Source organism: Pseudomonas marginalis, from assembly GCF_900105325.1.
In the GTDB taxonomy this organism is placed as follows: Bacteria; Pseudomonadota; Gammaproteobacteria; order Pseudomonadales; family Pseudomonadaceae; genus Aquipseudomonas; species Aquipseudomonas marginalis.
On sequence record NZ_FNSU01000003.1, the window covers coordinates 2,854,490 to 2,877,745 of the forward strand.

The 23,256-nt window shown below is 58.7% G+C and carries 22 protein-coding genes and 4 tRNA genes; 9 read left to right on the forward strand and 17 right to left on the reverse strand.

From position 1 onward, the window contains the following. The first annotated feature begins 131 nt into the window (after positions 1-131). Positions 132-857 carry a 4'-phosphopantetheinyl transferase family protein gene (locus BLW22_RS22410; RefSeq protein ID WP_074847494.1) on the forward strand — a complete coding sequence of 242 codons (726 nt, stop codon included), beginning with the start codon at positions 132-134 and terminating at the stop codon, positions 855-857. Between the two features lie 105 nt (positions 858-962). Here BLW22_RS22410 and BLW22_RS22415 read toward each other — a convergent pair whose 3' ends face one another. Then, positions 963-2,573, reverse strand: a complete 1,611-nt coding sequence (locus BLW22_RS22415) for an ATP-binding protein (protein ID WP_065926178.1) — start codon at positions 2,571-2,573, stop codon at positions 963-965. After that, positions 2,570-3,295: a response regulator gene (locus BLW22_RS22420; RefSeq protein WP_065926179.1), complete on the reverse strand. Its 726-nt coding sequence runs from the start codon at positions 3,293-3,295 to the stop codon at positions 2,570-2,572. Before BLW22_RS22420 ends, BLW22_RS22415 begins: the two co-directional genes overlap by 4 nt. Before the next feature lie 736 nt (positions 3,296-4,031). Between BLW22_RS22420 and BLW22_RS22425 the strand changes: the two genes are divergently transcribed. Beyond that, positions 4,032-6,926, forward strand: coding sequence for a ribonucleoside-diphosphate reductase subunit alpha (locus BLW22_RS22425; RefSeq protein WP_065947763.1), 2,895 nt, complete (start codon positions 4,032-4,034; stop codon positions 6,924-6,926). 134 nt (positions 6,927-7,060) lie between these two features. Here BLW22_RS22425 and BLW22_RS22430 read toward each other — a convergent pair whose 3' ends face one another. From BLW22_RS22430 to BLW22_RS22460, 7 genes are all read right to left on the reverse strand, one after another. Then, positions 7,061-8,146 (reverse strand): hypothetical protein, encoded by a 1,086-nt coding sequence (locus tag BLW22_RS22430; protein WP_141690792.1) that lies wholly within the window; start codon positions 8,144-8,146, stop codon positions 7,061-7,063. A 140-nt stretch (positions 8,147-8,286) separates the two neighbouring features. Next, positions 8,287-9,591, reverse strand: a complete 1,305-nt coding sequence (gene flgE, locus BLW22_RS22435) for a flagellar hook protein FlgE (RefSeq protein WP_065926182.1) — start codon at positions 9,589-9,591, stop codon at positions 8,287-8,289. Between the two features lie 31 nt (positions 9,592-9,622). Further along, the gene (gene flgD, locus BLW22_RS22440; protein WP_027607786.1) at positions 9,623-10,348 is read right to left on the reverse strand and encodes a flagellar hook assembly protein FlgD; all 726 of its coding nucleotides are present in this window, start codon (positions 10,346-10,348) and stop codon (positions 9,623-9,625) included. A gap of 16 nt (positions 10,349-10,364) precedes the next feature. Further along, complete coding sequence (gene flgC, locus BLW22_RS22445; protein WP_024076985.1) at positions 10,365-10,808, reverse strand: flagellar basal body rod protein FlgC; 444 nt, start codon at positions 10,806-10,808, stop codon at positions 10,365-10,367. A gap of 3 nt (positions 10,809-10,811) precedes the next feature. Then, positions 10,812-11,219, reverse strand: a complete 408-nt coding sequence (flgB, locus tag BLW22_RS22450) for a flagellar basal body rod protein FlgB (protein WP_003175633.1) — start codon at positions 11,217-11,219, stop codon at positions 10,812-10,814. Between the two features lie 242 nt (positions 11,220-11,461). Continuing rightward, positions 11,462-12,289 (reverse strand): protein-glutamate O-methyltransferase CheR, encoded by an 828-nt coding sequence (cheR, locus tag BLW22_RS22455; RefSeq protein ID WP_027607785.1) that lies wholly within the window; start codon positions 12,287-12,289, stop codon positions 11,462-11,464. A 41-nt stretch (positions 12,290-12,330) separates the two neighbouring features. Beyond that, positions 12,331-13,263, reverse strand: coding sequence for a chemotaxis protein CheV (locus BLW22_RS22460; RefSeq protein WP_027607784.1), 933 nt, complete (start codon positions 13,261-13,263; stop codon positions 12,331-12,333). 93 nt (positions 13,264-13,356) lie between these two features. Here BLW22_RS22460 and flgA point away from each other — a divergent pair, with 93 nt between their 5' ends. The 4 genes from flgA (at position 13,357) to BLW22_RS22480 (ending at position 15,951) form a co-directional block, all read left to right on the forward strand. After that, positions 13,357-14,121: a flagellar basal body P-ring formation chaperone FlgA gene (gene flgA / locus BLW22_RS22465; protein ID WP_074847496.1), complete on the forward strand. Its 765-nt coding sequence runs from the start codon at positions 13,357-13,359 to the stop codon at positions 14,119-14,121. A 141-nt stretch (positions 14,122-14,262) separates the two neighbouring features. Next, entirely contained in the window at positions 14,263-14,586 is a 324-nt protein-coding gene (gene flgM, locus BLW22_RS22470; protein WP_065939081.1) for a flagellar biosynthesis anti-sigma factor FlgM, read from the forward strand. Between the two features lie 48 nt (positions 14,587-14,634). Beyond that, positions 14,635-15,105, forward strand: coding sequence for a flagella synthesis protein FlgN (locus BLW22_RS22475; protein WP_074847497.1), 471 nt, complete (start codon positions 14,635-14,637; stop codon positions 15,103-15,105). A gap of 96 nt (positions 15,106-15,201) precedes the next feature. After that, positions 15,202-15,951, forward strand: a complete 750-nt coding sequence (locus tag BLW22_RS22480) for a flagellar brake protein (RefSeq protein ID WP_065926185.1) — start codon at positions 15,202-15,204, stop codon at positions 15,949-15,951. A gap of 58 nt (positions 15,952-16,009) precedes the next feature. Here the strand turns inward: BLW22_RS22480 and BLW22_RS22485 are convergent, their stop codons facing one another. Then, positions 16,010-17,392: an MFS transporter gene (locus BLW22_RS22485; protein ID WP_065926186.1), complete on the reverse strand. Its 1,383-nt coding sequence runs from the start codon at positions 17,390-17,392 to the stop codon at positions 16,010-16,012. A gap of 288 nt (positions 17,393-17,680) precedes the next feature. Continuing rightward, positions 17,681-17,757: transfer RNA gene (locus BLW22_RS22490), tRNA-Arg, on the reverse strand. A gap of 326 nt (positions 17,758-18,083) precedes the next feature. Here BLW22_RS22490 and BLW22_RS22495 point away from each other — a divergent pair. From BLW22_RS22495 to BLW22_RS22505, 3 genes are all read left to right on the forward strand, one after another. Next, positions 18,084-18,314 carry a hypothetical protein gene (locus tag BLW22_RS22495; protein ID WP_065926187.1) on the forward strand — a complete coding sequence of 77 codons (231 nt, stop codon included), beginning with the start codon at positions 18,084-18,086 and terminating at the stop codon, positions 18,312-18,314. 11 nt (positions 18,315-18,325) lie between these two features. Further along, positions 18,326-18,505, forward strand: coding sequence for a PA3371 family protein (locus tag BLW22_RS22500; RefSeq protein WP_074847498.1), 180 nt, complete (start codon positions 18,326-18,328; stop codon positions 18,503-18,505). A gap of 398 nt (positions 18,506-18,903) precedes the next feature. After that, positions 18,904-19,230, forward strand: a complete 327-nt coding sequence (locus BLW22_RS22505; RefSeq protein ID WP_003175643.1) for an Arc family DNA-binding protein — start codon at positions 18,904-18,906, stop codon at positions 19,228-19,230. A gap of 107 nt (positions 19,231-19,337) precedes the next feature. Here BLW22_RS22505 and mgtE read toward each other — a convergent pair whose 3' ends face one another. The 6 genes from mgtE to BLW22_RS22535 all read right to left on the reverse strand — a co-directional run bounded on the left by mgtE (position 19,338) and on the right by BLW22_RS22535 (position 23,213). Next, positions 19,338-20,780, reverse strand: coding sequence for a magnesium transporter (gene mgtE, locus BLW22_RS22510; RefSeq protein WP_065926188.1), 1,443 nt, complete (start codon positions 20,778-20,780; stop codon positions 19,338-19,340). 340 nt (positions 20,781-21,120) lie between these two features. Beyond that, a tRNA-Arg gene (locus BLW22_RS22515) sits at positions 21,121-21,197 on the reverse strand. 72 nt (positions 21,198-21,269) lie between these two features. Continuing rightward, positions 21,270-21,346: transfer RNA gene (locus BLW22_RS22520), tRNA-Arg, on the reverse strand. A 108-nt stretch (positions 21,347-21,454) separates the two neighbouring features. Beyond that, positions 21,455-21,545: transfer RNA gene (locus BLW22_RS22525), tRNA-Ser, on the reverse strand. Between the two features lie 62 nt (positions 21,546-21,607). Further along, positions 21,608-21,796 carry a carbon storage regulator CsrA gene (gene csrA, locus BLW22_RS22530; RefSeq protein ID WP_003233512.1) on the reverse strand — a complete coding sequence of 63 codons (189 nt, stop codon included), beginning with the start codon at positions 21,794-21,796 and terminating at the stop codon, positions 21,608-21,610. Between the two features lie 175 nt (positions 21,797-21,971). Then, positions 21,972-23,213: an aspartate kinase gene (locus BLW22_RS22535; RefSeq protein ID WP_027607775.1), complete on the reverse strand. Its 1,242-nt coding sequence runs from the start codon at positions 23,211-23,213 to the stop codon at positions 21,972-21,974. Between the last annotated feature and the right edge of the window lie 43 nt (positions 23,214-23,256).

Sequence of the window (23,256 nt, forward strand, 5' to 3'; positions counted from 1 at the left end):
TACCTCATTACGCGTTTGGCTGTGAGGCCAGACTACGCAAGCGCCCCTGAACTCCCCCTGAACAGGCTTTGAACCTCGCCTGAATCACGGCGGGCTATCCTCTTGCCCATCAACTCGGCAAAATACCGCCCATGACGCCCCTACCCGCTTGCTGCACCCCACTCGACGCCCATTGGCCGCTGCCCGACCCCTTGCCGGGCACGGTGTTTCTCAGCACCCGGTTCGATCCTGCATTGCTGGCACCTGGCGACTTCCAGCATTGCGCCGTGCCGCCACCGGCGAGTATCCAGCGTTCGGTGGCCAAGCGTCAGGCCGAGTTTCTCGCCGGCCGCCTGTGCGCGCGCGCGGCCCTGCAACAGCTCGATCAGATCAACTGCATCCCGGCGATCAGCGAAGACCGCGCACCGGTGTGGCCCGCCCACATCAGCGGTTCCATTACCCACAGCACCGGGCATGCCGCCGCGATTGTCGGGCACAAGGCGCAATGGCGTGGGTTGGGGATGGACCTGGAGAACCTGCTGAGCCTGGAACGGGCGGAGCGCCTGGCCGGGGAAATTCTGACGGTGCAAGAGCTGCAGCGTATGGCTGATGTGCCGCGAGAACAGATCGCCTTGCTGGTGACGCTGACGTTTTCGGTCAAGGAGAGTTTGTTCAAGGCGCTCTACCCGATCGTGCAGAAGCGCTTTTATTTTGAACATGCCGAGGTGGTGGAGTGGTCAGAGGCCGGGCATGTGCGCTTGCGCTTGCTCACCGACCTGTCCAGCGAGTGGTGCCACGGCAAGGAACTATCGGCGCAATACTCAGTGAATGATGGCCAACTGTTGAGCCTGGTAGCCGTAGCAGCTGTCGAGCCTTAGCGAGGCTGCGCCACGCGCAACTCGACGTTAGATCGGTAGCGCGGCCGACGCAGCCTCGCTTGCGCTCGGCAGCTGCTACGGATTTGCTCGGCGTGGGATAAGACGTCAGGGTTTGTCTTGATCTCTGGGCCAACTCAGGCTGAAGCAGGCGCCGCCCAGGTTGTTGCTCTTGCTGATCAACGCTCGCCCGCCGTGCCAATAAATGATGCGCCGCACAATCGACAACCCCAGGCCATGCCCGCCCGAGGCACGGGTGCGGCTGTCATCCAGGCGCAGGAACGGCGTGAAGATACGCTCCCAGGCACTTTCCGGGACACCGGGCCCGTCGTCCTCCACATCGATGCGACAGCGCACCTGGCCCACCTGATAACTGATCAACACCTGGCCCTGGGCGTGGCGCATGGCGTTGCTCACCAGGTTTTGCAGGGCGCGGTGCAAGTAGCGCGGTTCGGCATCGACCCAAGCGTCATCCCAATGTGCCGACGACAGGCAAATCCCCCTGGCCACAGTCACTTGCGGGCGCAGTGGCGATAATTCGCCGATCACTTGATCAAGCAGCGCATCGAGATCGACCCGTTGGAAAATCAACGCCGGCGCACCCTGCTCAAGCCTTGCGTAGGTGAGCATTTCATCCACCAGGCCGTCTAGGTCCTGGATATCACTGTCCATGCCTTCCAGGTACTTGCGCCGCGCTTCAGGCGTGGCGGCGTCGCCGATCATCTCCAGGCCGAAGCGCAGGCGTGCCACCGGTGTTCGCAGTTCATGGGACACCGCGCGCACCAGTTCGCGCTGGATTGCCAGCAGTTGCTGCAGGTGCTCGGCCATGCCATTAAAGGCCGCCGCCAGGCGCCCCACCGAGTCGGCACCCCGGGCCGGCACACGCACCTCGAGGTTGCCTTTGGCGATGCGCGTGGCGGCGGCTTCCAGGCCTCGGAGCCGGCGCTCAAGCTGACGCACCAATAGATAGACAATCAGGCCGATCAGGGTCAGGCCGATCAAGGCGATCAGGACCAGCCATTGCGCCGGGTACGGGCTCATCTGGTACAGCGGGCCGAGCTCCAGCACCCAGGGCGTGCCGACCATGCCGGCAAACACGCGGATCGAATCGCCGCCCTTGCCCAGGGCCATGACCGTATCGCCCTCCGATACACGGCGGCGTTGGTCGTCGTCCATATCGGCCTGATCCAGGGTCATCAGGTGCATTTCGAAACCAAAGCCCTTGGCTTCCTTTATATCCGCCAGCCGTTGCGGCTGCTCGGCCACGGGGAAGCGCACCAGTTCATCGGCCAGCAGGTAAATGGTCGCGCGGGCCAGTTGCTCGCTGATCTGCTGCACCTCCCCCGTCAGCACCCACTGTTCCTTATCGCTGACCAGGCGCAGCACCCGGGCGGCATGGGGGCCGGTCTGCTCCACCAGCACCTGGCCGCGTTGCAGGCGGGTGCGCTGGCTGAGGTCCAGTTGGGCATCGGTGAGGCCGCGCAATTCCAGGGGGATGCCGAGCAAACGTTCCCACACGGCCAGGGCGCGCTGGCGTTCGATGGGGCTCATGGGCTGCAGGTTATCGCCCATCAAGGCAAAGGTGCCATGGGCCAGGCGCTCGCGGTATTGGCCGCTGCGCACCTCGTTGAGCAGATGCAGGGCCAGCACGCCGAGCAGCGCCACCAGAATCAGCGCCGCGCACATGCCGCCATAGATACGCAGGAAGATCGAGTTCACAACGGCATATCGGCAGCGGCTTCAGGGACGAACAGATAGCCTTTGCTGCGGATGGTCTTGATCAGCCGTGGGTGGATCGGGTCATCGCCGATTTTCGGGCGAATCCGTGAGATGCGCACATCAATGGAGCGGTCCTGGCCGTCGTAGCCTATGCCGCGCAGGGCGATAAAGATTTCTTCGCGGGACAGGATGCGCCCGGCATTCGCCACCAGCAGCCACAGCAGGTCGAACTCGGCACTGGTCAACTCGATACCGTCACCCTGCAGCCAGGCTTCGCGCAGGGCGTTGTCCACCAGCAGCGGGCCGAATTGCAGGCGGCGCTGGCTTTCCACGCTGGCGGGTTCGGCCGGCTCACTGCGGCGCAACAGGGCCTGGATACGCGCGAGCAACAGGCGCGGGCGCACGGGTTTGCACACGTAGTCGTCGGCGCCCATGTCCAGGCCGAGCACTTGGTCCATGTCGTCGGTGCGGGCGGTGAGCATCAGGATCACGCCGTCGTAGCGTTCGCGCACTTTGCGGCAAATGCTCAGGCCGTCTTCGCCGGGCAGCATCAGGTCGAGAATCACCAGGTCCGGTTGCTCGGCGAGGATCCGCGCCGCAGCCAGGGCGCCATCACCTTCCACGGAAACCCGCAGGCCGTTGCTTTCCAGGTAATCGCGGGTCAACTCGGCGAGTCGCTCGTCGTCCTCGACGATCAGGATGTGCCAGGCTTCTTGCTCCACGGGTGATCCTCGTTGTTATAAAGGGATGCGTTGGCCGAGGAGGCCACACCTTATTTGTAATGTTTTGAGGGCATAACAGAGGCCGATTGTAGTCATGCCCAAGCCCTCTCGCACAAGCCGGGAAATCCATTCGGTGATCGCGCTTTTCTGTGATAGGGTTCGCGCCCTCAAAAATCCAACCGACTGTTTTCAACTTGGAATATTCAGTGACAAACGGCCGAATCCAGCAGTGCTGCGGCCTACACGGGTGTTCCACGTTTCATACACATTTTACCCACAACGTTATCCACAGGCAGTACGTTGCTAAGCCCCCCAAAACGCATTATCTTGTAGCTCGGCGCTAAAAAAACCCTACATGTAGGGTTTTCAGCGAAAAGACCCAACACAAATCAGACAAGAAACTCAAGCCCTTTCTTGCTCCTGTTGGGTCTAATCCAAGCATTTTTTGAAAGCCCAAACCGCTCAAGCGGATGGCAGCCGTTTTCCAGCTCCAACAGCGGAAAACGGTACGGGTGTTGCAGTGCTTGAACCTGGCAACTGTCACCCACCAGGAATACGGCCAAGGGCGTTTGAGCCCCGAACCGAAGACTTCGGCATGGAAGCGGCGCGATCAGCTCCCTTCCTCCTGTCCCGAAGTTGTTATGCCAGGCCCAGGCCTGCTGTAAGTGCTTCAGGACGGAACGGTGGGCACCGTGATGGTGCCCAAATAAATATAGAAATGTGGAGACAACCCCCCATGCAAACCGACACAACTCGCGAGAACCCGCAAGGCTCCGTGCCGCAGGCCGCTGATTCGAATATGGATCTGTCCGCCACTGCACCTGGCCAATTGCGCGTGATCAAGCGTAACGGGACTGTCGTTCCTTACACCGATGACAAAATCACCGTCGCCATCACCAAAGCGTTTCTTGCAGTTGAAGGCGGCACCGCTGCTGCCTCGTCGCGCATCCACGACACCGTTGCCCGCCTGACCGAACAGGTCACCGCGACCTTCAAGCGTCGCATGCCGTCGGGCGGCACCATCCACATCGAAGAAATCCAGGACCAGGTCGAACTGGCCCTGATGCGTGCCGGCGAGCAGAAAGTGGCCCGCGACTACGTGATCTACCGCGATTCGCGCGCCAAGGAACGTGCCGTCCGCACCCCGGCCGAAGAAGCCGCCGTGCAAGCGCACCCGTCGATCCGCATCACCCTGGCCGACGGCAGCTTCGCCCCGCTGGACCTGGGCCGCCTGAACACCATCATCACCGAGGCCTGCGAAGGCCTGGAAGAAGTCGACGGTGACCTGATCCAGCGCGAAACCCTGAAGAACCTGTACGACGGCGTGGCCCTGACCGACGTCAACACCGCCCTGGTGATGACCGCCCGTACCCTGGTTGAACGCGAGCCGAACTACTCGTTCGTGACCGCGCGCCTGCTGATGGACACCCTGCGTGCCGAAGGCCTGGGCTTCCTGGGCGTGGCCGACAGCGCCACCCACCACGAGATGGCCGACCTGTACGCCAAGGCGCTGCCTGCCTATATCGCCAAAGGTATCGAATTCGAATTGCTGAACCCGATCCTGGCCACTTTCGACCTGGAAAAACTCGGCAAGGCGATCAATCACGAGCGCGACCAGCAGTTCACCTACCTGGGCCTGCAAACTTTGTACGACCGTTACTTCATCCACAAGGACGGGATCCGCTTCGAACTGCCGCAAGTGTTCTTCATGCGCGTGGCCATGGGCCTGGCGATCGAAGAGAAGCACAAGGAAGACCGTGCGATCGAGTTCTACAACCTGCTGTCGTCCTTCGACTACATGTCGTCCACTCCGACCCTGTTCAACGCCGGTACCCTGCGTCCACAGCTGTCGAGCTGCTACCTGACCACCGTGCCGGATGACCTGTCGGGCATCTACCACGCGATCCACGACAACGCCATGTTGTCCAAATTCGCCGGTGGCCTGGGCAACGACTGGACACCAGTGCGCGCACTGGGTTCGTACATCAAGGGCACCAACGGCAAGTCCCAGGGCGTCGTACCGTTCCTGAAAGTCGTGAACGACACCGCCGTAGCGGTCAACCAGGGCGGCAAACGCAAAGGCGCCGTGTGTGCCTACCTGGAAACCTGGCACATGGACATTGAAGAGTTCATCGAGCTGCGCAAGAACACCGGTGATGACCGTCGTCGTACCCACGACATGAACACCGCCAACTGGATCCCTGACCTGTTCATGAAGCGCGTCTTCGATGACGGCAAGTGGACCCTGTTCTCGCCATCCGAAGTGCCGGACCTGCACGACCTGACCGGCAAGGCCTTCGAAGAGCGCTACGAGTACTACGAAGCCCTCACCGAATACCCAGGCAAGGTCAAGCTGTTCAAGACCATCCAGGCCAAGGACCTGTGGCGCAAGATGCTGTCCATGCTGTTCGAAACCGGCCACCCATGGCTGACCTTCAAGGACCCTTGCAACCTGCGCAGCCCGCAGCAGCACGTGGGCGTGGTCCACAGCTCGAACCTGTGCACCGAGATCACCTTGAACACCAACAAGGACGAGATCGCCGTTTGCAACCTGGGCTCGATCAACCTGCCGAACCACATCGTCAACGGCAAGCTGGACACCGCCAAACTGGAACGCACCGTCAACACCGCCGTACGCATGCTCGATAACGTGATCGACATCAACTACTACTCGGTGCCACAGGCGCAGAACTCCAACTTCAAGCACCGTCCGGTCGGCCTCGGCATCATGGGCTTCCAGGACGCACTGTACCTGCAGCACATTCCCTACGGTTCGGACGCTGCGGTCGAGTTCGCCGACAAGTCCATGGAAGCGGTCAGCTACTATGCGATCCAGGCTTCCTGCGACCTGGCCGACGAGCGCGGCGCCTACGAGACATTCCAGGGTTCGCTGTGGTCCAAGGGCATCCTGCCGCTGGATTCGCAACAGATCCTGATCGAACAGCGTGGCCAGAAGTACATCGACGTTGACCTGAACGAATCCCTGGACTGGGCACCGGTACGTGCCCGTGTGCAGAAAGGCATCCGTAACTCCAACATCATGGCCATCGCACCGACCGCGACCATCGCCAACATCACGGGCGTATCGCAGTCGATCGAACCGACCTACCAGAACCTGTATGTGAAATCGAACCTGTCGGGCGAATTCACCGTGATCAACCCGTACCTGGTCCGCGACCTGAAAGCCCGCGGCCTGTGGGACTCGGTCATGATCAACGACCTGAAGTACTACGACGGTTCCGTGCAGCAGATCGAACGCATCCCGCAGGAACTCAAAGAGCTCTACGCGACCGCCTTCGAAGTGGACACCAAGTGGATCGTCGATGCCGCCAGCCGTCGCCAGAAGTGGATCGACCAGGCTCAGTCCCTGAACCTGTACATCGCCGGCGCATCGGGCAAGAAGCTCGACGTGACCTACCGCATGGCCTGGTACCGTGGCCTGAAAACCACTTACTACCTCCGTGCCCTGGCCGCGACCAGCACCGAGAAGTCGACCATCAACACCGGTAAGCTGAACGCTGTGTCCAGCGGTAACCACGGTGATGATTCGGTGCTCGCCGCGCCTGCCGGCCCGGCGCCAGTGCCAAAGGCCTGCGCGATCGACGAGCCGGATTGCGAAGCTTGTCAATAAGCTGAGCCGATCCCGGGGCTGAATGCCCAGGGCTTGCTCCCCCCCCGATAGACCTGGATGCAGTAGGGTTTATCGGGGGGGGTTGCAACAAACACCGCAACGACTTTATTTGGCGCCGGCATCCGCGGCACAAGTCATATGAAACCAAAGGCTATGCCTTCAGTTGGACGCCCTCCGACCTTCCCCCACAGCTCCTTTCTGCCGTGAACCACTGCCACCGAATGCAAAGACGTGTCGGCAGTACCGACGACCCCTTTGGCCAAATCGTCCAGGCTCACTTGCCTGACGTGGTTCTTCAAGCCCAGACGATCAAAGGCTTCCTTACTCCACTCCCCATCATTTAACGAAGCAAGCGCCTGCGCGTAAGTCATCCCCCCCTTACCATCGTTGCCTTCTTCTTGGGCGCGCTTGGCACTTACGGCAAACATAAAAATGGCTTCCTTCATCAGCTCCTTATCATCACCCTTGAAGTTCGCTGCGATGGCAGCCTGCCTCAATTCATCCTTAGTGAGATGAAGCTTATAGCCGTCCCGCATGGTTACGTCGTAGCCATCCCCAGCCTCTTTCACCTCCTTAAAAACATCAGTAGCCTTCTGACCAAAATGCATCATTGACGCTTTGATCGCAGAGACGGTTCCACAGTTACCCTCGGCCCCCTGACTAAATCCGGTAAAGACGTCCTTGGGTTTTTTACCGGGGTTATCAAGAGACAAATCGGGCCGATAATCACCGAGGTCTGCCCCACTGAAAAGCGGACCGCCAGAATTACGTGGCCCACCACCAGAATCACGTGGCCCACCACCGAAAACACTACTGTTATTCCCGTAACCGCCACTCACCCCACCACTGCGGCCGTGACTACCGCCGCCTCCCGGCGCCACACCTGACTCAGAGAACCATTCCCTTAACTGCTCCCTGAGAAACCCATGGGACGCACGAGGCGCATTAGATGTTTCATCCGCCCCGATCAACTCATTAAGGATGCCCTTGAACCTTGCATCGCCGAGCTCCTCGCGTTTTTCATAAAGTTTGTCGCGCAGCTCTCTGACAAGTTGGCTCTTGCCAGTAATTTTCGCATCCTCAAGTGCCCTGAGCAGGTTTCCGACGCTGTCCTTATGCGCAGTCGGCCCCCCCCCCCAAGCCGGATACCACCCCGGTCCTACAGTATGAAAATGCGAATTGCTGCTGTGATGGCCAACCTCCGATAATAAGCTCCCCATGCCCCCTCTCCCGATGTCAGATAGCTCAATGGCTTTCGGATGATGGGTGACGCGACAGGCACAGAATGTTCCATTCGATTCTTGTCAAAAAAAAACCCCTCGATCGAGGGGTTTTTAAACAAGCGCATTACGCCATGGCATCAGGTCATCTGAATGATGGTCTGCATGATGGTGCTCTGGGTGGAGATGGTCTTGGCGTTCGCCTGGTAGTTGCTCTGGGCCTTGATCAGGTCCACCAGCTCGTTGGTCAGGTTGACGTTGGAGTTCTCCAGGGAGTTGGCCACGATCGAACCCAGGGTACCGGATTGCGGGGCATCGTAACCCGGCTGGCCCGAGGCGAAGGTCTCTCTCCAGGTGGTGCCGCCCGATGGTTGCAGGCCTTGCTCGTTGTTGAAGCTGGCCAGGGAGATCTGGCCGATGGCCTTGCTCTGCTGGTTGCTGAACGTGGCGAACATTACGCCATTGCCGTCGATTTTCAGGCCGGTGATCTGGCCAGTGGCGTAACCATCGGTGGTCGGCGGGTTGCGGTAACTGGCGGAGTTGTACTGGGTGATATTGGCCATGTTGACGGCAATGTTTGGCGCTGTAGCCTTGTTAGCCGTCCATACGCCGTTGGTCACCGAGCCCGGGATCCAACCGGTGAGCGTCAGGGTCGTGCCCGCCACACCACCGGTGCTGATACCCGTCAGTTTACCTGCACCGTCAAAGCTCAATATCGACGGCACGGGAGCAGTAGTACCGGTGGTGGTAGGCTTGGAGCCATCCAGGTTACGACCGTCAATCAGCGTGTAGGAACTCCACTGGTTGGCGTCGGTTTTCACCATGTACTGCACCATCTCGTGGGAGTTGCCCTGGGAGTCATAGAGGGTGGTGCTGTACTGGGTGGTGAAAGTGGTGGTGTCGGTCGGGTCGAACGGCTTGGTGGTCTGGTTGATCACCGGCTCCGACGAGTTCAGGTTACTGGTGGAGTCCACTTTGGTGGACGCCTTCGGTGGCAGGTACGACAGGTTCAATTGCAGGTCGGTCAAGCCGCCTTTGATGATCTTGCCGTCGTCATCTGCCGCGTAGCCCTGCAGGCGCGAGGTACCGGTGTTGTTGGTGATATAGCCGTCTTTGTCGGCACGGAAGGCACCGCTACGGGTGTATTCCAGCGAGCCATCGCTGCCCTTCTGCACGAAGAAGCCACCGCCCTGGATCGCCATGTCCAGCACGCCGCCGCTGTTGTTGACGTCACCCTGGGTGAACTGTTGGGACACCGCTGCCAGGTTCACACCGTTGCCGATGCTGTTCTGGCCGGTGCCCAGTTTGGACGCGGCGTAGATATCCGCGAATTCCGCACGGGACGACTTGAAGCCAGTGGTCGCAACGTTGGCAATGTTGTTGCCGGTTACGTCCAGTTGTTTGTTGGCCGCATAGAGGCCGCTAAGGCCGATATTAAAAGACATGTTTCTCTCCCTCTGCCGTATTTAGCCGGCTCTATGTACCGATAGTCTGAATTTGCGACAGCTTGACGCTGCCCATGCCACCTGCAAGGTTCAGCAGCATTTCGCCGCCGGTCTTGCTCAACGTCACGCTGGTCACCGTTGCCGGCAACGAAGTCGCCATGGCCACCGACTCACCCTTGTCGTTCTTGGTCGTCGCCGCGAAGGTGTAGGTGCCGGCCGGGGCGACCTCACCGTTCTCGTTCTTGCCATCCCAGATAAAGTCTGACGAACCCGCGCTTTGGGCACCCATATCGATAGTGCGCACCACGTTGCCGTCTTTATCGGAGATCTTGATCGAGACGTTGCCCGTCGCCGCAGTCACCGCCACCGAACCGGTCATGCTCTTGCTCGTGTCCACCAAGGCCTTGTTGGTCTGGGTAATGATCGAGCGCCCCACCAGCGACGAAGCCTGCAGCGCCTGCGAGGAGCTGAAGTTACTGGAGATCGCATTGACCGAGTCGTTCAGGGTGTTGATGCCTTCCAGGCTGCTGAATTGCGCCAGCTGGGCCACGAACGCACCGTTGTCCTGAGGCGACAGCGGGTTCTGGTTTTTCAGTTGGGTCACCAGCAGTTGCAGGAACGCATCCTTGCCCAGGGACTGGCTGCCCGTCGCCGTCTTGGTAGCGTCGGCGACGGTGGTGTTGTCGGTGGCGGTCTTGACCTTGGAGTTGAAAAGGTCCTGGACTGCCGTGTTGGTCGTGGTATCAACGATGGCCATTATTTGGCGCCCCTTATCACTGACCCAAGGTCAGGACCTTCTGCATCATGGTTTTGGCGGTGTTCATCATTTCCGCGTTGGTCTGGAACGAGCGGCTGGCGGAGATCATGTCTGCCATTTCCTCGACCACGTTGACGTTGGGGTAATAGACATAACCCTTTTCGTTCGCGGCAGGATGGTTCGGCTCGTAACGGGCCTCGAGGTTGCTCTGGTCTTCGACCACACCGAGGACCTGCACGCCCTGGCCGGCGGCGTCCTGGTTCTGGAACAGCGAATCGCTGCCACCGCTCTGGCCGCCCTGGAACATGGTGGCGAACACCGGGTGACGGGCGCGGTAGGTCTGGTCGATGCTCGAAGACACGGTCTCGGCGTTGGCGATGTTACTGGCGACGGTGTTCAAGCGCGTGGTCTGCGCGCTCATGCCACTGCCGGCAATATTGAAAACACTGGACAGGGACATGGCTTACTCTCCACGCAGGGCTGACATCAGCCCTTTGAATTTACTGTTGAGCAGGGTAAAGCTGGCCTGAAAGTTCACCGAGTTCTCGGCATAGGCCGATTGCTCCAGCTGGGCGTCGACGGTGTTCTGGTCGATCGACGGCTGCATCGGCGTGCGATACAGCAGCGACTCGTCACCACTGCTCAGGCCTTGCGCTTCGATATGACGGCTGTTGGTCATGTTCAAGGCGAAGGTGCCGTTCTTGGTCTTGTCCTGCTGTGCGGCGAGCACGGCGGAAAAATCCAGGTCCCGAGCCTTGTAGTTCGGGGTGTCGGCGTTGGCAATGTTGTTGGCCAGGACTTCGGCACGCTGGGCGCGGAAGCCCAGGGCTTGTTCGTGGATACCGAGCGCTTTATCGAAGCTGATGCTCATGGCGGAAACCTTTAGGCTGACCTGCTGTTAACAGGGTTATAGCAAGGCGCATGCCAATATCTGATACCCCCGTAAATCAAGGGGTTGCGAGGAGCTTGCCGGCGGCAATGCCAGAAAAGCGGCAACGGGTTTCCGCGTGGCGCCAGTAAAGCGGCAATGGGGAGTTGCCGCTTTCTTTAACTTTGCCGCAGAAACAAATATGGGAGGGGGCAAGCCCCCTCCCATATTATTATGTGGCCTGATTATTTAGCCTGGTAGATGATCCCAGGGCTGCATTGCACCATCTGGAAGTGATCCGGCAAACCATTGAGCGCCTCGGATGCACCGAGAAACAGGTAGCCGCCACGCTTGAGGGTGCCGTGGATGCGCAACAGGATGTCTTTCTTCACCTCGGCCGAGAAGTAGATCAGCACGTTGCGGCAGAACACCATGTCAAACTTGCCCAGGCTGGCGTAGCTGTCGAGCAGGTTGAACGAGCGAAACTCAACACGGTTCTTGATCGGCGCCTTGACCGCCCAACGCCCTGCCCCTTTCGGGTCGAAGTAACGTTGCAGGCGTTCCTGGGACAAGCCACGGCCCAGGGCCAGACTGTCGTACTCGCCGGTCTTGCAATTGGTGAGCATGGTGCCGGACAGGTCGGTGGCGACGATCTGCGCCCCGGCTTTAAGCTGGCCCATGTTGGTCCGCTCGAACTCATCGATGGACATCGAAATCGAGTACGGTTCCTGACCCGAAGAGCAGGCGGCCGACCAGATACGCAGGCGCTGGCCCGGGCTGGCCTTGATGGCCTCCGGCAGCACTTTGCTCTTGAGCACTTCAAAGGGGTAGGTATCGCGAAACCATAGGGTTTCGTTGGTGGTCATGGCATCGACCACCATCTCTTTGAGGCCACTGCGCGGCTGGCCCTGGATCCGTTGAACCAACTCGCCCAGGGACTTGATGCCCTGCTGCTCCATCAGTTTGTTAAGACGGCTGGATACCAGGTATTGCTTGTTTTCACCGAGCAATATGCCACAGGCTTTTTCCAGGAAGACCCGGAACTGTTCAAAATCCAAATTACCCGTAGACACTGATACCGCCTCTAAAATCGTATGACCGCCAGGGGAAAACCCTAGCCGTGATCTGCTGCCTTGATCCGGTCGACTACCCGGGATGCCAGGTCATCAGGGCGGAATTTGGCCAGGAAGTCATCGGCACCGACTTTCTTGACCATCGCCTGATTGAATACGCCCGACAACGAAGTATGCAGGATGATATGCAGTTTTTGCATGCGTGGATCGCTGCGTATCTCAGCAGTGAGGGTATAGCCGTCCATTTCCGGCATCTCGATGTCAGAGATCATCATCAAGAATTCTTCTTCCGGCTTCTTGCCTTCATCCACCAGCTTACGCAGGTAATCCAACGCCTGGCGCCCGTCATTGAGGGCGACAACGTCCACGCCGACGGTTTGCAGGCAGCGAGTCACCTGTTTGCGCGCCACCGAGGAGTCATCCACCGTCAGCACACGCAGCGAGACCGCCTTGTGGGCCGTTTCGGCGTCGACCACACCCACGGAAATCGACTCCGAGGTGGGCGCCACTTCGGCGAGGATCTTCTCCACGTCGATGATCTCCACCAACTGGTTATCGACCCGCGTCACCGCCGTGAGGTAGTGATCGCGACCAGTGCCCTTGGGCGGCGGATGGATCTCTTCCCAGTTCATGTTGACGATGCGTTCCACCGAGCGCACCAGGAAACCCTGGGTCTTGGTGTTGTACTCGGTAATGATCACGAACGGGTTCTCGCGATCCTGCAGGCCAGCCGAACCGGTGGCCAGGGCCAGGTCAAGAATCGGGATAGTCGCACCACGAATATTCGCCACACCGCACACCACCGGACTGGACTTGGGCATGATCGTCAGCTTGGGACATTGCAGCACTTCCCGCACCTTGAATACGTTGATGCCATACAGCTGCTTGCCATCCAGGCGAAACAGCAGCAACTCCAGGCGATTCTGCCCTACCAGCTGTGTGCGCTGGTTTACTGAATCCATTACTCCTGCCATGCCATGACTCCTACGCTAAAACCTTTGGCTATACCTACAAGGGCGGCGCGCCCCCAACACTAAAACGGCACGAGCTTTGCTATTTGTTGAATTATGGACATTAAAACGACAGTTTCCCGACGCCTTCACCTGACACGGTTTTGCAGATTGCTCTGCGTACCGCTGGCGCTGCTTGCCTTCAGCCTGGGCACCACGGCCCGTGCAGAGAACGTCACCTTGCCTGATCTACTTATCGGCGTCACTCAAGGCTTTCTTGAGTTCACTGTAGAAGATTATCTGGCAACCACACAGACGCCGGGGCGTTATGAAATCCAGGTCAACCAGTTGGACCCGCGTCTGCGTATGCCGATGTGCGACAAGGAATTGACAGCGACCCTGGAAAGTCCCGCCCAACCCATCGGGCGCGTAACGGTAAAGGTACGCTGCGAAGGCGCCTCGCCCTGGACCGTGTTCGTACCGGCCCAGGTCAAATTGTTCCGTGACGTGGTGGTGGTTGCCCGCCCACTGAAACGCACGGGCATCATCGGTTTCGAGGACGTTGTATTGCGTGAACGCGACATCAGCCAGATCAGCCAGGGCTACCTGACATCCCTGGACCAGGCCATCGGGCAGAAATTGACCCGACCAGTGGTCACCGATCAGGTGATTACGCTGGTGCACCTGGAACAGGCCGAGGTCATCCGCAAGGGCGATCAGGTGGTGATTTCCGCGAGCAGCGGCGGCTTGAATGTGAAAATGCCGGGCGAAGCACTGTCCAACGGCGGCATGAGCGAACAGATTCGCGTCAAGAACCTCAACTCCAACCGCGTGATCAAGGCGCGGGTGACAGCCCCAGGGCAAGTCGAGGTCGCTTTATAGATTACTGGTACAGGACGCTGGGTTTTCCTACACTGTGCACGAGAGGCCCCGTGCGGAGATTTATTGTCATTCGCGCCTAAAGTTTGTCCGGGTATGGCCGAAAACATGGCAAGCGTCCAAATACCCAGAGGTTTTTTTATCATGGTCATCGATTTCAGCCGTTTGAATAACACCCCGACGACGTCAGGCACTACGCGCACCACCAGTCCCAAGGACAACGTAGAAGCCAAGGCCCCGGCGCTGCCCGCCAAGGCAGAACAGGCCAGTGCCAGCCAGAGCGGGGAATCCGTACACCTGAGCAATGAGGCTCAACAGTTGCAGAAGGTCACTGACTCGCTGCGCGATCAACCGGTCGTCAATAAAGCCCGCGTGGCCGAATTGAAACAGGCGATCGCCGATGGCAGCTATAAAGTCGACAGCAACCGTGTAGCCAGCAAGCTGCTTAACTTCGAAGCCGAGCGCTAGGCAAAGGCCTGCGCAGGGCTTTTGGACGCTTAAAACCCAAGGCCAGCCATGCATCACGACGAACATTTGCTTCAACTGATCATTGATGATCTAGCGCCGACGCAACAATTGCTCGAGCTGCTCAAAGAAGAATCACTGGCCCTCTATGGCCGGGACATGCCGCTGCTGGAAGAAATTCTGGCACTCAAGCAGTCGTTGATCGTCCTGCTGGAACAGCACGGCAAAAAACGCAGCCAGATCCTCATCAGCCTCGGCCTGCCGGCAGACCACGACGGCCTGGCGCAGTTGGCCAGCCACTCCTCGGTCGGCGATCAACTGCTGGCCCAGAGCAAAGAACTCAACCAATTGCTCGCCCAGTGCCAGGAAGCCAACCTGCTTAACGGTCAGTCGATCCAGCTTCAGCAAGCCACGACCGCCAACCAGTTGCGTATACTCCACGGCGGAGAGCCTCCGGCACTCTATAACGCCCAGGGCTCCACCTCGCGCCTGGTCAAGCCAAGCACCCGCAGCCAAGCCTGACACCGGTTTACAGCGCGCCCTATCCAAGGCGCGCCACATGCTGGCAAAATGCCGGTTCTTGCGTGTAGTCGTATTTTGTCTGGAGATGGAAGAACCGTGTTCAACGCCCTTAATGCGGAAGATGCCCCGCAGCCACCCAAGGTCCTCACCACGCCTCTGGAAATCGCCGGCACCTTGCGGATGCTGCAAGACAGCCATGATCCGCTGATCATCACTTTCCACGAACGCAGCCAGCGCTTCCAGAGCTACCTGGTGGACGTCAACCGCGACAGCAACATGCTGGCGCTGGACGAAATGATCCCCCGCGACGGCGAGCGCCACCTCGAAAACGGCGAACCCTTTCGCATCGAAGGTTTCCATGATGGCGTACGCGTCGCCTGGGAAAGCAAAGGCACCCTGACCATCAGCGAAAAAGGCGGCCACCGTATCTACACCGGCAGCCTGCCGGACGAGGTGGTCTACCATCAGCGCCGCAATGCCTTCCGCGCCGCGTTGAAGCTGGCGCAACTGGTGAATATCGAGCTGGGCGGCGAGAAACTTCAGCTGCCGGTCAACGGCAAACTGCTGGATATTTCCGCCACCGGCTGCAAATTGCGTTTTGAAGGGGATATTTCCGAGCGCCTGCAACTGGGCCAGGTCTACGACCGTTTTATCGCAGCCCTGCCGTTTGGCAGCATGACCACCGCCGTCGAACTGCGATACCTGCACTTCGAAGAAAGAATCAACACGACCTTTGCCGGCGTGCGCTTCCACAACATGAGTGGTTTGGTGCAACGCCAGGTCGAGCGCTTTGTGTACCAGCTGCAGCGTGAAGCACGACGGTTCGACAAAGACGACGATTTTTGATCCTTAACGATCGCAGAAAAAAACGGGCAGACCCTTTGGGATCTGCCCGTTTTTATTTTCAGGGGCGCGCCCTGCTCAATTCGTGAGGATGCTCGTCCGGCCCCAGGGGCTCAGGTGGCCCTTCGAAGACGGGCTCATCCACCGGCGGCTCCGGATCGACCTGCGGCTCGGGATCAGGGACAGTCTGCATCTGCTCCTGCACCACCTGCTCGTCGACCCGCGGGTCCAGCGCCGCCACCAGCGGTGAACTCGACATACTGTCGGGCATTGCCACGTGATGCAGGGGGGCATCTTCCACCTGGTGCAGATTGGTCACCGCCTTAGGCCGGATTCGCCACACCAGGATCAGCGCGCACAGACTGAAAAACGCATACAGCATCTGGCTGCCGAACAGCTTCATCACCACACCCGCCAGCAACGGCCCGACGCTGGCGCCGATACCGTAGGTCACCAGCAGCATGGCCGTCAGCGATACCCGGCGATCCCCTTCCACATGGTCGTTGGAAAACGCCACCGCCAAGGGATACAGGCAAAACTGCACGAGAGAACACAGGAAGCCCGCCACGAACAGCACCTCCAGCGGCACCTGGGTCATGATTGCCAACGGCAGTGCCGCCACCGCCAGGCACAAGGCAAAGCAGCGGATCAGCAGCGCGCGATCATAACGATCCGACAACCAGCCCAGGGGCCATTGCACCAGCAACCCGGCAAAAATGCAGCTACCCATGAACAGACCCACCTGTTCGGTGCTCAGCCCTTGCTGGGAGGCATACAGCGGCGCCAGGCCGTAGAACGACCCGACGATCAACCCCGCCCCCAACACCGTACTCAACGACTGCGGCACGCGCTTGATAAAGAAGCGCGGCTCCATCGGCGCAGGATGCAAGGCCGCCGGGTGAATGCGCCGGGTCATGGCCACCGGCACCAGGCACAGGGCGAAGCACAGCGCCACCAGCATCAGCAGCTCAAGGCCAAGCTGGGGATGCATCACCAGTATCAACTGGCCCAATACCAGACCCAGGTAGGAGGCGATCATATAACCGCTGAACACTACGCCACGCTGCTTGGCATCTGCCTGCTCATTGAGCCAGCTCTCGATGACCATGTACTGGCACATCATACCCAGGCCCACGATTATCCGCAGCACAATCCAGGCCGGCAGCCAATCGACCAGGCCATGGCCCAGCACCGCCGCACCGACAATCCCGGCACAGGTGGCATAGGCGCGGATATGCCCGACCCGGGCAATCAGGCGATGCCCGATCTTGCCGCCCAGTACCAGGCCAAAGTAGTTGGCCGCCATCAGCGCACCCACCCAAAGGCTGTCGACATGGTCGGCCGCCAGGCGCAAGGCCAGGTAGGTACTGAGCAGGCCGGAGCCAATCAGCATCATCAAGGAGGCGAAATAAAGGGCTCGAAAAGATTTCCAGATCTGGCGCATCGGCGTTCCGAGCGGCTCCTTGCGGTGAGAGACAGGGCTATCGGCATGATAGTCCGGGGTGACCGGGTCCGGACAGGCAACATGCGCTGTTTCCGGGGATTATTTTGCTTAACAGCTCAGACGCTGTCGGATGGCGCGCAAGGTACATGGTTGCGACAAATACATCACGGCACCTGCTGTGAACCTTGATCGGCGGCAAGGTTCGACCTGCGTGCAAAAAGATCGAGCACGCACAAAAAAGCCCCGCCAGGAGGTTCTGTACGGGGCTTTCTCTATGGGCTACGAATCTGGTGTCCCAGGGCCGGTTCGAACGGCCAACCTTCCCCTTAGGAGGGGGATGCTCTATCCAATTGAGCTACTGGGACAAATGACAGCCATCAGGCCAAGGGCACTGCGACGGACGGCGTGCATGTTAACGGCCGAGGTGGGTTTTGTCATGTCGTCCGTGGGCTTTTTAAGTGTAGGCCGAGCCTTGCCCGGGCAATTGCGGTTTCGCCCCGCGAATACGGGCACCTGGCCTCATCGTGCAAAATGCAACCACCCAAAATGCCAGCATTGCAAATTGCAATCCTTCAGCCCGCCAAATCAAACTCAAGCCATTGATTTTATTGAATTAATACATTGGCACGACACCTGCAACAGTTCTCCTGCAAACCCCATTCAGCCAGTGCGTTAAACGGAGAACATGACCATGAACAGTGCCATTCTGTTAGCTCTCAACACCGTCGCCCTGGCTGCACTGGTGATGTTCCACTTTCAATCGACTGGCAGCAACGACCCCGCCCAGATCAGCCAGCAGGCAGTCCCCCACCACTTGCAACAACGTCCGCAACTGGCCGTGATGACACCGAATGCACAAGCGCCAGTACGCCTGACTCAAGGCACCCAGGCAGCGCCGGCATCTGAACACTGGGTTTTTTAAGGACGCTGATCATGAGCAAATTTGCCTGGCTGTTCCTGAGCCTGACCATCGCCACTGGCCTTATGGGCCTGAGTGCAAGCTCCCAGGATGGGCAAACCAGCGCATTCGTCGCCGCCGGCGTTTTCGCAGGCCTGCTTCTGTTGACGCTCGTCGTGAGTCGCCGAATCAAATTTGACCCGGTTTTACGCTGACCCCTCCCTTCTCTGCACTGCCCTCCCCCTACCTTATGTCGCCTCGTCCTAGTAAATCGGCAAATTGCCACTAGTCTTAAAACTAAGGGCAAAAGGCCACTTTGCTATAGGATGTGCGACCTCAAACCCTGTGGTGGCCTGGACTTACGGGAAGTTCCATCGTGGAATCACTCATGGAAAAGTTTTCCAACCAGTCCGCAAAAATGCAAATGAGTGCTGGCATAAAGCCTCTAGGCAGTTCAATATTTGTCACAGAATTGACGCCAAGGAACTGGCAAATCTGAGGCATGATGCGGCCTCTTTGCAATTCGGGTTGAACTTTGGTCGTGAGTCTTGTCTTAACACTCATCTTGCGGCCAATTCCAATAACCGCTCCCCTGAACTAACCGGTTAAATATATGCGCCCATTGAAACAGGCAATTTATTCCAGCCGTACGGCTGACAAGTTCGTCGTACGTCTGCCAGACGGAATGCGGGAACGCATTGCCGAGGTGGCTCGCAATCATCACCGCAGCATGAACTCCGAAATCATCGCGCGCCTGGAGCAGAGCCTTATTCAGGAAGGTGCGCTGGGTGACGAACTGAGCATGCGCCTGGACAGCCCCGAGCTGTCGCTGCACGAACGCGAACTGCTGCAGCGTTTTCGTCAGCTCTCCCACCGCCAGCAAAATGCCCTCGTCTCGCTTATCGCGCACGACGTAGAGGCGGCCGCAGAAGCCAATTGATCCGCCACTGAAAGCCGAAGCCAGCCCTGTGCTGGCTTTTTTTTTGCCCGGGATTCACAGGGCTCGACATTCTTATCACGTAGCAGAGGGCGCCCGGCCGAGACAGATCAGAGCAGGAAGATCGTCGCCAAACCGAGGAAGATGAAGAAGCCACCACTGTCGGTCATGGCCGTGATCATCACGCTGGCGCCCATGGCCGGGTCGCGCCCAAGGCGTGCCAGGGTCATGGGGATCAGCACCCCCATCAGGGCCGCCAGCAGCAGGTTGAGGGTCATGGCAGCGGTCATCACCACCCCCAGGGACCAACTGCCGTACAGCAAGTAGGCCACCACGCCAATCACCCCACCCCACACCAGGCCATTGATCAGGCCCACTGCCAACTCCTTGCGCAGCAGGCGCGAAGAGTTGGCGGTACTGACCTGGTCCAGCGCCATGGCGCGTACGATCATGGTGATGGTCTGGTTGCCCGAGTTACCACCAATGCCTGCCACAATCGGCATCAATGCCGCCAGGGCCACCAGCTTCTCGATGGAACCTTCGAACAGCCCGATCACACGGGAGGCGATAAACGCGGTAATCAGGTTAACGGCCAGCCAGGCCCAGCGGTTATGCAGGGAACGCCAGACTGACGCAAAAATATCTTCCTCTTCACGCAAACCCGCCATGTTGAGGACTTCGGTTTCACTCTCTTCACGAATCAAGTCGACGATTTCGTCGATGGTCAGACGGCCGATCAGCTTGCCGTTCTTGTCGACCACCGGGGCAGAGATCAAGTCGTAACGCTCAAAGGCCTGCGCTGCGTCGTAGGCATCCTCATCAGGGTGAAAGCTCACGGTATCGCTGGCCATCAGGTCAGCAACCTTTTTCTCCGGATCGTTGACCAACAGGCGCTTGATCGGCAGCACGCCCTTGAGAATGCCTTCATAGTCGACCACGAACAGTTTGTCGGTATGACTCGGCAGCTCTTTCAGCCGGCGCAGGTAACGCAAGACCACTTCCAGGCTGACGTCTTCGCGGATGGTGACCATCTCGAAGTCCATCAGTGCGCCGACCTGATCCTCGTCATAGGACAACGCGGAGCGCACGCGCTCACGCTGCTGGCCGTCAAGAGCCTCCATCAACTCATGGACAACATCACGCGGCAACTCTGGAGCCAGGTCGGCCAGTTCGTCAGCGTCCATCTCCCTGGCGGCCGCCAGGAGCTCGTGATCGTCCATGTCGGCGATCAGGGTTTCACGGACCGAGTCGGATACTTCGAGCAGGATGTCGCCGTCGCGGTCGGCCTTGACCAACTGCCAGAGGGTCAGTCGATCATCCAGGGGCAAGGCTTCGAGAATGTAGGCAACGTCGGCGGAGTGCAGGTCATCGAGCTTGCGTTGCAACTCGACGAGGTTCTGGCGGTGGACCAGGTTTTCGACAAGGTCGTTATTCGGACCATCCTGGCGGTGCGTGAAATCTTCGACCACGCGCTGGCGCTGCAGCAGCTCGATGACTTGAGCCAGGCGATCCTGCAGGCTTTCTTGTGTTTTCTTTACTTCTACTTCGGTCATAGGCGAACTCCACTCCCAGCAGCGGGGCACGCCGGAAGGATCAATCAGTCAATTCATGATTGGTAAAACGGGGTACTGAGTAACTACTGGGTAAGTCCATGGAGGTATTCCATAAGCCCCGGCGGGGCTGACGGGCGCAATGATACACCGTGCGTCCGGTTTTAACGTCAAAAAACTGGAAAGAACAAGCGCTTGCGAGCCAAAGTTGAGTATTGGCCACACCTATTCAACTGCGACGCCATCACCGGAATGGAAAACACATAAGGAAGGAGAAAAAGATAAGGATCCACACAAACCCCAGACGGAAAAAAGCCCGCACTAGGCGGGCTTTTTGTTTGTATGGTGCACTCGACAGGATTCGAACCTGTGACCGCTCGGTTCGTAGCCGAGTACTCTATCCAGCTGAGCTACGAGTGCATATTGTGTTTTTAGACCAGATCACAACTGGTTGAAGCCGAGCTACCTGCATTACTGCAACTAACTCTTAAATGGTGCACTCGACAGGATTCGAACCTGTGACCGCTCGGTTCGTAGCCGAGTACTCTATCCAGCTGAGCTACGAGTGCATTTGTTGCCGCGCATTATAGGCCGTTCAATCTCTATGTAAAGCTATTTTTTCGTTTAATTTCAACAACTTAACGAAAAAACCAGATTGCAACGTACTAAGCAAATAATGGCGGAGAACGGGGGATTCGAACCCCCGACACCCTTTTGAGGTGTACTCCCTTAGCAGGGGAGCGCCTTCGGCCACTCGGCCAGCTCTCCGCAACACGGGGCGTATATTAACCACGTTCATCCCCGTTTGCAAACATAAAAAACGATAAAAATTAAAGGCTTGGTTCTTCGTCCTTCTCTTTCTTGATCCGCAAGAAGATTTCCTCGCGATGAACCGCCACCTCTTTCGGAGCGTTAACCCCGATACGCACTTGATTGCCTTTGACGCCGAGCACGGTCACGGTGATTTCGCCATCACCGATAATCAGGCTTTCTGCGCACCGACGAGTCAGAATCAGCATACCTTTCTCCTCACGCATTTCATTTCAGGAACAACAGTCTGCAAAAAAAAGGCGTTCGACCTACGACTCGATAGCCATAGCCCTAACGGCCTAAGTATTGTCGAGCGCACGCAAAAGACCATGCGCCCTACAAAAAAATGAAAGGCGCGGTAAACCGCGCCTTCCTGGCATTGCATCACTCGCCCTGTCGGGCCGGAGCATCCAGCTCAAAAGCGGTATGCAGCGCGCGTACAGCCAGCTCCAGGTACTTCTCTTCAATCACCACCGAGACTTTGATTTCCGAGGTAGAGATCATCTGGATATTGATGCTTTCCTTGGCCAAAGCCCCGAACATGCGGCTGGCAACGCCGGCATGGGAACGCATGCCCACACCTACGATCGAGACCTTGGCAATCTTGGTATCGCCGACCACTTCACGGGCGCCAATTTCGCTCGCGGTGTTCTCCAGGATTTTCAACGCCGCATCGTACTCGTTGCGGTGCACGGTGAAAGTGAAATCGGTGGTGTTATCGTGCGAGACGTTCTGCACGATCATGTCGACTTCAACATTCGCATCGCTGATAGGGCCCAGAATCTTGAAGGCCACGCCCGGGGTGTCTGGCACGCCACGGATCGTCAGCTTGGCTTCATCGCGGTTGAAAGCGATGCCGGAAATGATCGGCTGTTCCATGGATTCCTCTTCATCAATAGTAATGAGGGTGCCCGGACCCTCCTTGAAGCTGTGCAATACGCGCAGCGGAACGTTGTACTTGCCGGCGAACTCCACCGCGCGGATCTGCAACACCTTGGAACCGAGGCTGGCCATTTCCAGCATCTCTTCAAAGGTGATCTTGTCCAGGCGCTGGGCCACGGACACCACACGCGGGTCGGTGGTGTAGACGCCATCCACATCGGTGTAGATCTGGCACTCGTCAGCCTTGAGGGCCGCAGCCAGGGCCACACCGGTGGTGTCAGAACCGCCACGCCCGAGGGTGGTGATGTTGCCGTGCTCGTCCACACCCTGGAAGCCCGCTACAACTACCACGCGACCGGCTTTCAGATCAGTGCGAATTTTCTGGTCGTCAATCTGCAGGATCCGCGCCTTGGTGTGCGCGCTGTCGGTGAGGATGCGCACCTGGCTGCCAGTGTAGGACACGGCAGGCACGCCACGCTTGTTCAGGGCCATGGCCAGCAAGGCGATGGTCACCTGCTCGCCGGTGGACACGATCACATCCAGCTCACGCGGCAGCGGCTGTTGCTCGCCACTGATGGCCTTGGCCAGTTCGATCAGGCGATTGGTCTCGCCGCTCATGGCCGACAGCACCACGACCAGGTCGTCACCGGCATCGCGGAATTTCTTAACCTTGTCGGCCACCTGCTCGATTCTTTCGACAGAGCCGACCGAGGTGCCTCCAAATTTCTGTACGATCAAAGCCATTTCCAAGCCGCCTCAGCCCGTAAAGGGGCGCCTAATATCCAAT

Excerpts from the sequence above, each read along its gene's own strand:
- BLW22_RS22410 (WP_074847494.1), top strand. The coding sequence starts at position 132 with ATGACGCCCCTACCCGCTTGCTGCACCCCACTCGACGCCCATTGGCCG.
- BLW22_RS22425 (WP_065947763.1), top strand. The coding sequence starts at position 4,032 with ATGCAAACCGACACAACTCGCGAGAACCCGCAAGGCTCCGTGCCGCAG.
- BLW22_RS22430 (WP_141690792.1), bottom strand. The coding sequence starts at position 8,146 with ATGGGGAGCTTATTATCGGAGGTTGGCCATCACAGCAGCAATTCGCAT.
- flgE (WP_065926182.1), bottom strand. The coding sequence starts at position 9,591 with ATGTCTTTTAATATCGGCCTTAGCGGCCTCTATGCGGCCAACAAACAA.
- flgD (WP_027607786.1), bottom strand. The coding sequence starts at position 10,348 with ATGGCCATCGTTGATACCACGACCAACACGGCAGTCCAGGACCTTTTC.
- flgC (WP_024076985.1), bottom strand. The coding sequence starts at position 10,808 with ATGTCCCTGTCCAGTGTTTTCAATATTGCCGGCAGTGGCATGAGCGCG.
- flgB (WP_003175633.1), bottom strand. The coding sequence starts at position 11,219 with ATGAGCATCAGCTTCGATAAAGCGCTCGGTATCCACGAACAAGCCCTG.
- BLW22_RS22460 (WP_027607784.1), bottom strand. The coding sequence starts at position 13,263 with ATGGCAGGAGTAATGGATTCAGTAAACCAGCGCACACAGCTGGTAGGG.
- flgA (WP_074847496.1), top strand. The coding sequence starts at position 13,357 with ATGGACATTAAAACGACAGTTTCCCGACGCCTTCACCTGACACGGTTT.
- flgM (WP_065939081.1), top strand. The coding sequence starts at position 14,263 with ATGGTCATCGATTTCAGCCGTTTGAATAACACCCCGACGACGTCAGGC.
- BLW22_RS22475 (WP_074847497.1), top strand. The coding sequence starts at position 14,635 with ATGCATCACGACGAACATTTGCTTCAACTGATCATTGATGATCTAGCG.
- BLW22_RS22485 (WP_065926186.1), bottom strand. The coding sequence starts at position 17,392 with ATGCGCCAGATCTGGAAATCTTTTCGAGCCCTTTATTTCGCCTCCTTG.
- BLW22_RS22495 (WP_065926187.1), top strand. The coding sequence starts at position 18,084 with ATGAACAGTGCCATTCTGTTAGCTCTCAACACCGTCGCCCTGGCTGCA.
- BLW22_RS22500 (WP_074847498.1), top strand. The coding sequence starts at position 18,326 with ATGAGCAAATTTGCCTGGCTGTTCCTGAGCCTGACCATCGCCACTGGC.
- BLW22_RS22505 (WP_003175643.1), top strand. The coding sequence starts at position 18,904 with ATGCGCCCATTGAAACAGGCAATTTATTCCAGCCGTACGGCTGACAAG.
- mgtE (WP_065926188.1), bottom strand. The coding sequence starts at position 20,780 with ATGACCGAAGTAGAAGTAAAGAAAACACAAGAAAGCCTGCAGGATCGC.
- csrA (WP_003233512.1), bottom strand. The coding sequence starts at position 21,796 with ATGCTGATTCTGACTCGTCGGTGCGCAGAAAGCCTGATTATCGGTGAT.
- BLW22_RS22535 (WP_027607775.1), bottom strand. The coding sequence starts at position 23,213 with ATGGCTTTGATCGTACAGAAATTTGGAGGCACCTCGGTCGGCTCTGTC.